The 12,936-nt window shown below is 57.8% G+C and carries 10 protein-coding genes; 3 read left to right on the forward strand and 7 right to left on the reverse strand.

Annotated elements, in window-relative coordinates:
• Nucleotides 1-93 precede the first annotated feature (93 nt).
• Nucleotides 94-588 carry a ferritin-like domain-containing protein gene (locus tag BQ5361_RS07545; protein WP_022063714.1) on the reverse strand — a complete coding sequence of 165 codons (495 nt, stop codon included), beginning with the start codon at nucleotides 586-588 and terminating at the stop codon, nucleotides 94-96.
• 150 nt (nucleotides 589-738) lie between these two features.
• On the reverse strand, nucleotides 739-1,458 hold the full coding sequence (locus BQ5361_RS07550) for an acyl-[acyl-carrier-protein] thioesterase (protein WP_022063715.1): 720 nt from the start codon (nucleotides 1,456-1,458) through the stop codon (nucleotides 739-741).
• 219 nt (nucleotides 1,459-1,677) lie between these two features.
• Between BQ5361_RS07550 and BQ5361_RS07555 the strand changes: the two genes are divergently transcribed.
• The 3 genes from BQ5361_RS07555 (at nucleotide 1,678) to BQ5361_RS07565 (ending at nucleotide 5,550) form a co-directional block, all read left to right on the forward strand.
• On the forward strand, nucleotides 1,678-2,382 hold the full coding sequence (locus tag BQ5361_RS07555; RefSeq protein ID WP_022063716.1) for a DUF2975 domain-containing protein: 705 nt from the start codon (nucleotides 1,678-1,680) through the stop codon (nucleotides 2,380-2,382).
• 48 nt (nucleotides 2,383-2,430) lie between these two features.
• On the forward strand, nucleotides 2,431-2,652 hold the full coding sequence (locus BQ5361_RS07560; RefSeq protein ID WP_022063717.1) for a helix-turn-helix domain-containing protein: 222 nt from the start codon (nucleotides 2,431-2,433) through the stop codon (nucleotides 2,650-2,652).
• Nucleotides 2,653-2,742: 90 nt separating this feature from the next.
• Nucleotides 2,743-5,550: a M16 family metallopeptidase gene (locus tag BQ5361_RS07565; RefSeq protein WP_035473512.1), complete on the forward strand. Its 2,808-nt coding sequence runs from the start codon at nucleotides 2,743-2,745 to the stop codon at nucleotides 5,548-5,550.
• A 479-nt stretch (nucleotides 5,551-6,029) separates the two neighbouring features.
• Here the strand turns inward: BQ5361_RS07565 and BQ5361_RS07570 are convergent, their stop codons facing one another.
• The 5 genes from BQ5361_RS07570 to BQ5361_RS07590 all read right to left on the reverse strand — a co-directional run bounded on the left by BQ5361_RS07570 (nucleotide 6,030) and on the right by BQ5361_RS07590 (nucleotide 12,812).
• Nucleotides 6,030-6,857, reverse strand: a complete 828-nt coding sequence (locus tag BQ5361_RS07570; protein ID WP_257526759.1) for a TorF family putative porin — start codon at nucleotides 6,855-6,857, stop codon at nucleotides 6,030-6,032.
• 93 nt (nucleotides 6,858-6,950) lie between these two features.
• Complete coding sequence (locus BQ5361_RS07575; protein ID WP_052131065.1) at nucleotides 6,951-7,472, reverse strand: methylated-DNA--[protein]-cysteine S-methyltransferase; 522 nt, start codon at nucleotides 7,470-7,472, stop codon at nucleotides 6,951-6,953.
• Between the two features lie 552 nt (nucleotides 7,473-8,024).
• On the reverse strand, nucleotides 8,025-9,212 hold the full coding sequence (locus BQ5361_RS07580) for an aspartate aminotransferase family protein (RefSeq protein WP_035473511.1): 1,188 nt from the start codon (nucleotides 9,210-9,212) through the stop codon (nucleotides 8,025-8,027).
• 4 nt (nucleotides 9,213-9,216) lie between these two features.
• A complete protein-coding gene (locus tag BQ5361_RS07585; RefSeq protein ID WP_035473547.1) occupies nucleotides 9,217-10,482 on the reverse strand; it encodes an aspartate kinase in 1,266 nt (421 codons plus the stop codon).
• 176 nt (nucleotides 10,483-10,658) lie between these two features.
• Nucleotides 10,659-12,812, reverse strand: a complete 2,154-nt coding sequence (locus BQ5361_RS07590) for a prolyl oligopeptidase family serine peptidase (RefSeq protein ID WP_035473509.1) — start codon at nucleotides 12,810-12,812, stop codon at nucleotides 10,659-10,661.
• Nucleotides 12,813-12,936 lie beyond the last annotated feature (124 nt).

A 12,936-nucleotide genomic window follows, 5' to 3' on the forward strand; every position in this document is an offset into this window, starting at 1 on the left:
ACCATCATCTGCCTCCAGAGACCGTGTGCCCGCTCCTATACGCAAAAAGGCGGCCCGAAGACCGCCCTCCTTTCCATAAGCCGCAGCGTCTCCCTACTCCGCGTTCTTGAGGTTGTCCACCACCTGCAGCGCAAGGTACTCCTTGCCGTACTCCTTCGAGTTCTCCATCTCCAGACGGAATTGGTCCATATGCCCCTCCTCCACCACGAGGATGTCCTGGAACAACTTGTGGGAACCCGCATCGCCGAGCGCAGCCGTCTCTTTCGACCACGCATTGTAATCCTCTATCGTCCCCTTTTCGAGCTCACGCGCATAGTCGAGCATCTCCGGGACCTCCGTAATGTGCTTTACGCCTTTCGCGAGCACCATCTTCACCTCGCCTTCGAGGAACAGGATACGTTCGGCGAACTCCTCGGCATGTTTCATCTCCTGAATGGCCGTCCTCTTGAAATACTGCGCCAGCGGACGGTACCCCTTGTCCTCGCAGATGAAGTGGAAATACATGTACTGCAACGATGCCGTGTTCTCCTCCGCGAGCGCATTGTTCAGCAGTTCGATGCTGCGCTCATACTTTTTTTCGTTTGCCATAGTCTTTAAAGTTTATAAGTTATGTCTTAAAATCACAGTCTCCGTATTCCCTCTGTTCAGCAAAATCCGTACCCGCCATGCTTTCCGGCAGGAAATAATCGTTTTCCGGCAGGCAAAATTCTGTACGCGAACAGCATCTGGCACCGAAAGTCACTCCATCCGGAAAGCGATACGGCATACGGCCTCTCCCTCCGCATTCCGTATCTCGAAAGCGAGGGCTTCCTCCGCCGCCACGATGCGCAGCCGCTCCCCGTAACGCGCCTCCCGAATGAAATTGATGTCCGTCCGGGCGAAGCGCTTTTGCTGCAACAGCTCCAGCGGCAGCGTATCGACCGCCCACTGGATATACTTCACGCTGTTGGCATGGCAGTTGAAATCGAGGTCGCTGTAAACCACCGCATGTTCGTACTCCCGGCCGCCGGAGAGCGGAGCCAGACGGCACGGCAGTGCGGCCGGCAGCGGGAAATCCTGCGTCATGGAGTCGTAGGCCGGCAGCAGGTGCAGGTCGAGCATGCGCCGGGCCGACAGGTCGAGCATAGCCCAATTGGTAACGGCGCACGCTATCCTGACGCCTTTCTCGTCGAACACTTCGAAGTTGCGGGTGGTCATGGCACGGGTCACGGCGCTCACCCACGTCGTAACCCGGATACGTTCGTACTCGGCAGGCATGCGCTCCACCTCCAGCGCCATGCGCGTCAATACCCACGAAGCGTTATGCAGGTTGAGGTCGCGCACGCCGAACCCGCCCCGGTCCGCATCCTCCCCCGCCGTGTGCAGGATGTAATCGGCGAGCGACATGAGCGTAGCCCGTTTCATGAAATCGGCATCTCCCGGTTCTATTCTGTAAATATATTCCCTTTTATTGTCCATAAGCCGGTAATAATTATTAACTTGCCACAGTTTTACCTCCTGCGGCACGCCATGTACGGCCACTACCAAGATACGCATAATCCCGCGAAACGGCAAGCGCCTGCCGGCATGACAAAGGGCTAAGAATAAAAATATATCGAAAAACAATAAAAAACTATTGTTTTTCCGGAAAACAGCCGTATATTTGCATATCGAATTACGATAAATTGTTATTGAATCATGAAGTCCAAAAAGACCATACTGCGCCGCATCACCACGCTGTACGTCGTGTTCTTCGTCGTGATAGCCTTCGGCATCGTGCGGACGGTTTCCCGGTTTTCCGGCGAAGACTTCAATACGGGGCGGAACGACGCCCGCCGCATGGTGGCCGCCGCACGGATGGCCGACGGCCGCAACGTCGAACTCATGTACGACCTGCGGGTAGCCACCAGCACCACGGGTTTCGACATACCGATATACCGCAATGCCGCCGACAGCGTCACGATGTATGCCCGGCCGTCGCTCCTCGACCTGGAGGCCGTCATGCCGGCGGGAAGTTCCTCCGGCACCTCCGCCTTCAACTCCTACAGCATCGTTTACGGTCTGCTGGCCATGATGACCTATGCCGCGATATTCGTGATACTGTTCGTCATCATCGGTTCCCTGCGGAAAAGCATCCGCAATGACGACGTGTTCCGCAAGTCGAACATCGCCCTTACGCGGGCCATCGGCATCCTGCTGATAGCCGCTTCGCTGCTCTTCTCGCTGATGAGCTGGCTCGAAGCGCGGGCCGCCGCACCCTATTTCGCAGGAAGTCCCTATGCGATAAACACGGCTTTCCCGTTCAACTTCGGAGAGATAATCATGGGCGTACTCATCTTCATCATCGCGGAGATATTCTCCATCAGTTCCACGCTGAGCGAAGAACAGAAACTCACCATCTGACCGGGAACCTATGACACGCATGAAAGCATACAAGAAAGACTGAGAGGCATGGCGATTATAATCAACATAGATGTTATGATGGCCAAAAGGAAGATGTCGCTGAACGAACTCTCCGAACGCGTCAATATCACACAGGCCAACATGTCGATACTCAAGACGGGCAAAGCCAAGGCCATCCGGATATCGACGCTCGATGCGATATGCCGCGTTCTGGAGTGCCAGCCCGGCGACATCATCGAATACCGCCCGGACGAACCGGACCCGGAGTAACCGGAGGAGGGGCTCCGCCCCGGCAGACAGCAGTGACACGCGATGAAAGACAATTACACATAAGTTCAATCAACTCTTAAAGTTAATGTTATGATTAGGAAAATCTTTTTAACGGTAGCCGCGACACTCGTAGCTGTTACGGGGCTGTTCGCACAGGAGCTTCCCGATGACCCCGAGGTACGCAAGGGCGTGCTCGACAACGGGATGACTTACTACATCCGCCACAACGACAAACCCGCCAATCAGGCAGAATTCTGGATTTTCGACAATGTGGGCGCACTGCAGGAGGAGGACTCCCAGCAGGGACTCGCACACTTCCTCGAACACATGGCCTTCAACGGGACCGAGAACTTCCCGGGCAAGAACATGATTAACTACCTGGAGAGCATCGGCGTGAAATTTGGTGCCAACCTGAACGCCTTCACCGCACAGGAGATGACCTGCTACAACATGTCCAACGTGCCTGTCACCCGCGAAGGCGTCATCGACTCCGCCCTGCTCATCCTCCACGACTGGGCGTACTACATCACGCTCGACGGCGACGAGATTGACAACGAGCGCGGTGTCATCGTCGAGGAGCTCCGCACCTGTCAGAACGCAAGCTGGCGGACCAATGAGAAACTCAGGCCCTATCTCTACGGCGATACGCGCTACACGACCCGCAACATCATCGGCAGTGAAGAGGGCCTCCGCAGCTTCGACCACAAGGAGCTCCGCGACTTCTACCACCGCTGGTACCGCACCGACATGCAGGCGCTCTTCATCGTCGGCGATTTCGACGTGGACATGATGGAACAGAAGGTCATCGCCCTGATGTCCGACATTCCCGCCGTAGAGAACCCGGAACCCAAGCAGACAATCGTAATTGCCCCGAACGACGAACCCATCGTGGGCATCATCACCGACCCGGAACTCACCGGGACCAACGTGACGCTCTATATCAAGAGGGAACCGATACCCACCGAATACAACAAGACACCGGATGTCGCCATGCTCGACATGCTCGACCGCTTCATGATGACCATCGCCGACGAACGCTTCAGCGACATCGCCCAGAAACCCGACGCACCGTTCATCTCCGGAGGAATGTACAGCGGTTATATGGTCAACGCCATGGATGTGACGCTCGTGCAGGCCAACGCCCGTGACGGCGAAGCCCTGAGGGCATTCGACGCCATGTACACCGAAGTGGAGAAGATGATACGCTTCGGCTTCACGCAGTCGGAATTCGACCGCGCCAAGACCGAAATCGAACGCCAGATACAGCAGGAGTACGACCGCCGCGACGACCGCCGCAGCGATGAGTTCATGTGGCCGTTCATCTACAACTACATGCTCAACGCACCGATGATGAGCGCCGAGGATGAATACGAATTCAACAACTACCTGCTGCAGGTAATCAACCTCGACCTGCTCAACCAATTCGTACAGCAGATGCGCCTCACCCCGACCAACCAGGTAATCATCGTAATGGCTCCGGAGAAAGCGGATGCCGTCGTACCCACCGCGGAACAGATAGAGGAGACCATCGGCAAGGTACGCGCAGCCGAACTCGAAGCGAACATCGAAGATTTCGTGATAGAGCCCCTCATTCCGGCCAAGACCAAACTCAAAGGCTCGAAGGTGAAGACGACCGAAACCGACCGGTTCGGCGCAACGATATGGACCCTCAAGAACGGCGCTAAAATCGTCGTACTGCCTACCGACTTCAAGGCCGACGAGGTGACCATGCAGGTTATCTCCAAGGGCGGTAAATCGGTACTCGCCGACGACGAGATTCTTTCGGCTACCGTGCTGCCCGACTACACCGCAATGGCCGGTCTGGGCAAGTTCAATGCCAGCGACCTGCGCAAGCAGCTTACCGGCAAGATGGCCAGCGTCAGCCCCTTCATCGGTAACTACAGCAACGGTTTCTATGCTTCGGCTTCGCCCAAGGACCTCGAAACCATGCTCCAGCTCCTCTACCTGTCGTTCACCTCTCCGAGGTTCGACGAGAGCGACTTCAACGTACTGATGGACAAACTCCAGTCGGCTTACCAGAACATGGCCAGCAACCCGATGTTCCAGTTGCAGGACACGCTGACCAGCACGCTCTACAACCACAGCCCGCGCCGTGAAATGCTCACTTACGACAATCTCTCCCAGATAGATTTCGCCAAGATGCAGCAGATTTACGACAAGCTCTACCGGAATGCCGACGACTTCACCTATACCATCGTGGGCAACGTAGACCTCGAAACGCTGAAACCGCTCGTAGAGAAGTACATCGGCTCGCTGCCCAGCACCAAACAGGGCTATTCGTGGGAAGACGACGGCGTACGGTATCCGCAGGGCAAGGTGACGAACCACTTCTCGACCACCATGGAGATGCCCAAGACCAGCGTCCTGACCATCTTCACCGGCGAAATGCCCTACACGTTGGAGAACATTCTCGCCATGGACTTCCTCTCGCAGATACTCGATATCCGCTACACGGCTACCCTGCGTGAGGAGAAGGGCGGTACCTACGGCGTACAGACCAGCGGCGACGCATCGTTCGCTCCGGTACAGACCTACATGCTCTTCACCATCTTCGACACCGACCCGGCTATGGCCGACGAGCTCAAGCAGGATATCGTGAACGAGATTCAGAAACTCTCCGAGGAGGGCGTGAAAGAGGAAGACCTCAGCAAGATTAAGGAGTACTTCACCAAACAGTATCCCGACCAAATCAAACAGAATGGTTACTGGCTGGGTACCCTCGTGAACTACCACCTCTACGGTTACGACCTCGATACGAACTACATGGAGACCGTGAACGGCTTTACGTCCGACTACTTCAAACAGTTGGCCGCCAAGATTCTCGCCGATGGCAACGTCATCGAGATTCTCATGACGCCCGAAACCGCAGCGGAATAAACCCTGTCGTTCCGAAACGATACGGGCCCCTTGAAGGGGCCCGTATTATTTTGTCCCACATCCGTCCGGTATCTCTGCTCTCCCACGCACGACACCTGCCACAGGCAACGGAACGAACCGCTTCTGCCGTCCACCGTATTACCCGGTCGGCCCGGCGACAATTCGTCCGACAAGGTGCAACCACCGAGCATCGACGACGTCACACTCCCGGTGATACGATACATGATGAGCAGCCTACGAAAACGCCACACGACACATCCGCCGGGCAACAAGAAGGCACACACTGCCGGAAACGGCCGGCCGTCACGATACGTCCGACACGGACCCCGACAGGAAGCCACGACACCCGGTCTGAGAGCCGCAGGCGCTCCGGCACCTCACTCCGCCAGAAGACAACCTTTATTTTTCCCATTGCGTATGTCGTTGCGGAAAACGGCCATTCGGGAATCCGCCGCCGCGGCAAGAGACCGACCTGGAAATTACATGCGGAAAGAGAGACCGCCCGTGAAATTGACATCTTCCAGAGCAGGGTTCCAGCTTACGGAGGTAAAGATACCGAATTCCAGTCCGGCAAGCCCCTCGAAACGCCAGCTTCGCCCGGCATTGAAGTGGACATCCTGCACATAGAAGTCGCGGTCGATACCGTAAACGCCGTAGGCATTCCACGGCACCATGCCGATACCCGCCTCCAGGTCGATGCCCTTGAAGGTGAAAGGATACGAAATCTCGAAATAGGAAGCGAAAACCCGTTTGCCGGCGGCATTGTAATCCGAACCGCCGAACAGCGTCGTGTACCATGCGAGCGCGACGGGAACCTGTTCGGAAATGCGCCACCTAATGCCCGCTTCGATACGGTGGGGCGACCCTTTGCCGAAACTGAAATAGCCGTAGCTATCCCGCTTTTCCCCTGCCGGCGAGACGCAATAGATGTCGGCGAGCGACAGGTCTACCGGACCGACCCCGTAAGCAAGCGTCAGGTCCATCTCCCGGTAGGAGGCGGCTGCAAAATCGGTGGACCCCCAGGCAGCGATGGAGAACGCCCCGACGGAAAACGACAGGGAAGGCTGGAAACTGACACCTGCCTCCCGCAGTCCCCGCCACATGTAATTGCTTACTATATCTGCGCCGCCGCCAAATTCCGCACGGCAACGTCTCTCCTGCGCCGCCACTTCGTTCGTGAACACGAGGGCCGCGACCGCCACAATACCTTTTATCCAACGTACCATAATCAGGTGCATCTCTTTCCGTTCGTCACGGACATCGCCCGCAACTCCTCCCCGGACAGCCACGCACCTACACCGCAACATGCTCCGGGCGCACAAAAATAAACAATCCCGCGACACCGGACAAACCGTCGGCGGTTTTCGCCGCATCTTGCTGCGGCAGCGCCGTTATCCCTCCTACATGGCCATCCGCTCCCAATCCACTATCGCCTTCTTCCGCTCCCGACCCCAGCGGTATCCGCCACCACCGTCGCCGCACACGACGCGGTGGCACGGTACGGCCACGGCCAATCTGTTCGCCGCGATGGCCAACGCCACTTGCCGGACAGCCCCGGGACACCCGACAGCCGCCGCGACCTCGGCATAGGTCATGGTCTCTCCCGGAGCTATCCGCAGCAGGGCCTGCCATACCGCCGACTGGAACGTCGTGCTCCTGAAACAGAGCGGCAAAGGATTCTTCCCGTCATACAACAGCTCCTTGAACGATATCCTGTCGAAAGCGCGGTTGCGGCCCACCCAGGAATCGGCCCACACCCGCCGGAGCACAGCAGCCGCCCGCTCTTCCGAATCCACGAATTCGAAAGAACAGAGGCCGGAATAGTTGAAAGCCGCAAGGCATCTCCCGAACGGAGAGTCGATAAACCCATACTCCACGACTCCGTTCTCCGACGGATTATAAAGATGTATAACAGTTTTCATAATCAATATATCGATTTAAGTCAATCTTCTAATTATTCATACCGGCACTCTTCCCTCCTCGCCTGCCGCCGGGCCGCTGGAACAGGCTCCGCCCGAACCTCTCCGCCGAAAGCCGGCAAAAACGCGCAGAGGCTGCCGCAGCGCTTCCGCCGCCGCAGTTCGTCACGGCCCCCTGCCTCGGAAGTACCCCGTACGCCTCTATACTATGTTTACCGGATTAAAAAACGACAGAATGCCACTGCGCATATTCAATCGCACGGTACCAAACGGATGAATATCATGCTGAAAATCCGACAAAGAATTCATTTCGGAGGATTCGCCATGCCATTATTGTGCCGTTCCTTTCCGGAAAGCGGACAAAATGCACGGATACATACAAATTCGTCCGCAGGCAGACACGACGGCCGTCATATGCTAACCGGCAGCCGAAAAATAGAGAAGCCCGGCTGCACCATGGTGCGGCCGGGCTCTCCTGTCCGAAACGTCATCTCCGCAACCGGTCCTTCCGGACAAACGGAAAAGTACCGTGCAACAGGGCAGGCAATTCCGCCCTTACAGCCGGTCGAGACAATCGACGACTATCCGACATACCTCCGCCACCTCTTCGTCGGTGATGGTCAGCGGCGGAGAGATACGAAAGGCGGTATCGCAAAAAAGGAACCAGTCGCTCAGGATGCCGCTCTCCTTGAAATGCTCCATTATCCGGTAGAGTTTCCTGCTCTCGCCGAGCTCCACAGCCAACAGCAGACCGCTGCGACGGATGCTCTTCACGGCGGGGTGACCGCCCAGCAGCGTCTCGAAAAGCGCCCCCTTGCGTTCGACGCTCCCCAGCAGCCCTTCATCAATAATATACTCCATGGCAGCAAGCCCTGCCGCACAGCAGACGGGATGACCGCCAAAGGTGGTGATATGCCCCAGGGCCGGGTCATGCGAAATGCACTCCATTATCCGGCCAGAAGAGACGAAGGCGCCGAGGGGCATGCCACCGCCAAGCGCCTTGGCCAGGCAGACGATATCGGGTGTCACACCGTATTTCGACATGGCGAACATCTCCCCCGTCCGACCGAAACCGGTCTGTATCTCATCGAAAATCAACAGGGTACCCACCTCGTCGCAGCGACGGCGCAGAGCCTCCAGATACCCCTCCTGCGGAATCCGCACCCCCGCCTCGCCCTGCACGGGCTCCACGAGCACGCAGGCCGTCTCTTCGGTAATCCGACCCAAATCCTCCGGTTCGTTGAACCGTATCCAATCCACACCGGGCAGCATCGGGCCGTAGGCGTCGGAGAATTCCCTGCTCTCCATGACGCTCATCGCTCCGTGCGTGGAGCCGTGGTACGCATTGCGGCAGGCCACCATGCGCCGGCGGCCCGTAAAGCGCTTGGCGAGCTTCAGCGCCCCTTCCACCGCTTCCGCACCGGAATTGACGAAATAGACCGCATCGAGCGGTGCAGGCAGGTACTCCGCGATGCGGGCGGCATAGCGCACCTGCGGGCGCTCCACCAGCTCTCCGTAGACCATCACGTGCATGTAGTCGCGGGCCTGACGGCACACGGCCTCCGTGACAGCCGGATTGCCGTGCCCCACGTTACTCACCGAAACCCCCGCGATGATGTCGTAATAACGTTTTCCCTCCGGAGTGAAGAAACACACCCCCTCGGCACGTGCCACCTCCACCAGCATAGGCGAAGGCGAGGTCTGGCCGATATGTCTCAGAAACTGTTGTCTCAGTATCTCCATCGTCCTACTCCTCCCTTCTTCTCACCGCCTGCAGCGTGCGGCGCGTCCGCTGCACCAGATAGACATCCTGCGCCCCCTCCAGCGCGGCGAGCTGCTGAGGCGTATAGTTGCGGATGGTAATGAGCTCCATATCGGTATTGTAGCGCGTATAGTACCCCTCCTGCCGGAGCCGCTCGGTGAGCTCCTCCAGATGCCGCGTGCGGTCCATGCAAAGGTCGAGGTTCACGGCGGAACTTTGGATGAGGTTCACCTTCACCATATACTCGTCGAGCAGGGCGAATATCTGTGCGAAGCGCTCCTCCAAAATGAAGGAGAAGTCGTTGGCCCGGACGGTCAGCAGCACCTGCGAGGGCTTGACGATGAGGATGGGTATCTCGCGGTTCTTCTGCACGCCGGCGCGGATGACGCTGCCCGGCAACGCAGGGTCGAGGAAACAGCGCACATGGAGAGGAATATTCCTGTTCTGGAGCGGTTTGATGGTCTTGGGATGGATTACCTGCGCCCCGCTGTAAGCGAGTTCGATGGCATCGAGGTAGTTCATCTCCGGAATATGGCAGACATCGTCGAACCGCTTCGGGTCGCCGTTCAGAATACCCTCCACATCCTTCCAGATAGTCACGCTCTCCGCACCGAGAATATATCCCGCCGCCGCGGCCGAATAGTCCGAACCCTCGCGCCCTATCGTGGTAGGCGCTCCGTCCTCGGTAGCCCCGATGAATCCCTGGCCGACATAGACGCGCGAATCGGCAGCCTCCACGAGTGGAACGAGCCGCTCGGCCGACCGTTCCAAATCCACATTCGCATCCTTGTGGCGCGCCGTCGTCACGAAACACTCCCGCATGTCCACCCACGTGTTGGCGATACCGACCGCAGCGAGGTATTCCGACACGATGGAAGTAGAGATGAGCTCCCCGTACCCCACGATACGGTCGTACCACACCTCGTATTCACGCACGGCAGGATTGGAAGAAGCCACCGTCTCCTCGAGTTCCATATAGAAACGGGCCACCCGGTCGGGCAGGAACGGCCTGCCCCAGAGCTCCGCGATTATCCGGTTGTGAAAATCGACTATATTCTGCAGGCGCTCCAACGCCAGGGCGGTCTTCCCGTCGTAAAACGTATCGAGCAACCCCTCGAGCGCGTTCGTCGTCTTTCCCATGGCGGAGACGATGACGAAGAGCCTCCCTTTTTCGGCACCCACTATCGAGGCGATGTTGCGTACTCCGGCGGCATCTTTTACCGACGCGCCGCCGAATTTATACACTTTCATATTGTCCATATTATTTTCTCTATGTAGGGTCTTTTCCCAAGTCGGACGAAAGGCACGTACGGCATACCGGCCGCACGCTTCCCCGCGCCCTAACGAAATCTAAGTCCCCCGCCGGGCGGAAGACTTAGAGATACGTTCGGATATATCGCCGCAGTCCTGCTGCGGAACGTCCGCCGCTATTCGGCTACCGGCCGATAGTCGGTGTCGGTATTCCAGAAGAAGAACGACAGGATATCGGCCGCCTCGGCGATGCGTTTGGCGGTCGGCTTCCCGGCACCGTGGCCGGCATTGGTGTCGATGCGGATAAGCACCGGCTTGTCGCACCCCTGCGCCTGCTGGAGCGTAGCCGCGAACTTGAACGAGTGGGCCGGCACCACACGGTCGTCGTGGTCACCGGTGGTTATCATCGTCGCCGGATAACATACCCCCTCCTTGATGTTGTGAAGCGGGGAGTATTTGTAAATGTACTCGAACTGTTCGGGGTCGTCGCTCGAACCGTATTCGACCACCCATCCCCAACCTACGGTGAAGAGGTGGTAACGGAGCATGTCGAGCACGCCCACCTGCGGGAAGGCCACGGCGAAGAGGTCGGGACGCTGCGTCATGCAGGCGCCCACAAGGAGTCCGCCGTTGGAGCCGCCCGATATGGCGAGTTTCCTGCTGGAGGTATATTTGTTCCTGACGAGATACTCGCCCGCCGCGATGAAGTCATCGAAGACGTTCTGCTTGTTGGCAAGCATGCCCGCCTTGTGCCACTCCTCGCCGTACTCGTTGCCGCCGCGCAGATTGACCGAGGCATAGATGGCACCCTGCTCCATCATGGCAATGTTCGTGGGGCTGAATCCGGGCGTCAGCGGGGCGTTGAAACCGCCGTAACCGTAGAGGTACACGGGATTCTTGCCGTTCTTCTTCAACCCCTTGTGATAGGAGAGGAACATGGGCACCTGTGTGCCGTCCTTGCTGGCGAAGAAGACCTGTTCGGTCACGAAGTCGTCCGGATTGAACTTCACTTCCGGCCGGGCGAAGAGCGTGGACTCTCCGGTAGCCAGGTCGTAGCGGTACACGGCGGGCGGCGCGGTGAAGGTGGAGAAGGTATAGAACGTCTCTGTCGCATCGTCCTTCCCGTCGAAACCGGCTACGGTACCGATACCGGGGAGAGCGACTTCACGCACCAGGTCGCCGTCGAGCGTATATTGGTAAACGCGGCTGGAGGCATCTTTCATGTAGATGGCGAAGATGTAGTCACCCACGAAATGCACCGACTGCAGCAGCATGTTCGGGTCCTCGGGCAGTATCTTCTCGGCAGGCGAAGGCATAAAGCGGACATCCAGCCGGAGCAGATGGTAGTTGGGCGCCCCTTCGTTGGTGTAGAGGTAGAGCATGTTGTCCCTGACCTTGGCCACGGCATATTCGTGGTCGAACCCTTTGAGGATGACACGGAACGGCTCGCGCACACCTGTGCGCTTGTACATCAGCTGCGTACCGGACGTTCCTTCCGAAACGCTTACGAAGAGGTATTTGCCCGTATCGCCGTCATCGAAACCGTCGTAATAGCGGAGCGGGTGAAGCGGGTCGGCATAGATGATTTCGTCTTCGGACTGCGGCGTACCCAGCCTGTGGTAATAAACCTTCTGGAACTGGTTCTGGCCCGAAAGCTCGGAACCTTTCGCCGGCTCCTCGTAACCGCGGTAATAGAACCCCTTGGAATCGGCCGACCAGTTCGCACCGGAGAATTTCACCCAGCGGATGACATCGTCGAGCACCCGGCCCGTGGGGACCTCCTTGACGAATATCTCCACCCAGTCGGAACCCGACCTGGCGATACCGTAGGCCATATATTTCCCGTCTTCCGAAAAAGCAACGCTGTTGAGGGCGGCGGTCCCGTCGGCCGACAGGGCATTGGGGTCGAGAAAGACCTCGGGCTGCGGGTCATCGAGGCTGTCAAGCATGTAGAGGACGCTCTGGTTCTGCAGTCCGTCGTTGCGGAAATAGAAATAGCGGTCGCCCACCTTGGTCGGCGCCCCTATCTTCTCGTAGTTCCACAGCTCCGTGAGGCGTTCGTCTATGGCCGGACGGTAGGGTATCTGCGAAAGGTAATCGAACGTCACCTCGTTCTCGGCAGCAACCCATGCCGCCGTTTCGGCGGAATTGTCGTCCTCCAGCCACCGGTAGGGGTCGGCCACCACCGTGCCGTGGTAGTTATCCGAGACATCGACCTTCGCCGTCTGCGGATAGGGTTTCATCTTAATCTCCATCTTTTTCTTAGAGGTACAGTCTGTCATTGCGAGGCACAGCACCGCCAGCGCGACATAAAACGGGATTCTCTTCATCGGTTATCTTTTTAAGTTCATGAAATGCTTCCGAAAGGAACCGGTACGGCAAACAAAAATACAAAACTTATCGGGACTTGCCTCCCCGATTCGGCCCTTCTTTACGAGAAAATGGTTGCGGGAC

Source organism: Tidjanibacter massiliensis, assembly GCF_900104605.1.
Lineage (GTDB): Bacteria > Bacteroidota > Bacteroidia > Bacteroidales > Rikenellaceae > Tidjanibacter > Tidjanibacter inops.

Coding starts and splice junctions, on each gene's coding strand:
- BQ5361_RS07545 (WP_022063714.1), bottom strand. CDS start 588: ATGGCAAACGAAAAAAAGTATGAGCGCAGCATCGAACTGCTGAACAAT.
- BQ5361_RS07550 (WP_022063715.1), bottom strand. CDS start 1,458: ATGGACAATAAAAGGGAATATATTTACAGAATAGAACCGGGAGATGCC.
- BQ5361_RS07555 (WP_022063716.1), top strand. CDS start 1,678: ATGAAGTCCAAAAAGACCATACTGCGCCGCATCACCACGCTGTACGTC.
- BQ5361_RS07560 (WP_022063717.1), top strand. CDS start 2,431: ATGGCGATTATAATCAACATAGATGTTATGATGGCCAAAAGGAAGATG.
- BQ5361_RS07565 (WP_035473512.1), top strand. CDS start 2,743: ATGATTAGGAAAATCTTTTTAACGGTAGCCGCGACACTCGTAGCTGTT.
- BQ5361_RS07570 (WP_257526759.1), bottom strand. CDS start 6,857: ATGTTGCGGTGTAGGTGCGTGGCTGTCCGGGGAGGAGTTGCGGGCGAT.
- BQ5361_RS07575 (WP_052131065.1), bottom strand. CDS start 7,472: ATGAAAACTGTTATACATCTTTATAATCCGTCGGAGAACGGAGTCGTG.
- BQ5361_RS07580 (WP_035473511.1), bottom strand. CDS start 9,212: ATGGAGATACTGAGACAACAGTTTCTGAGACATATCGGCCAGACCTCG.
- BQ5361_RS07585 (WP_035473547.1), bottom strand. CDS start 10,482: ATGAAAGTGTATAAATTCGGCGGCGCGTCGGTAAAAGATGCCGCCGGA.
- BQ5361_RS07590 (WP_035473509.1), bottom strand. CDS start 12,812: ATGAAGAGAATCCCGTTTTATGTCGCGCTGGCGGTGCTGTGCCTCGCA.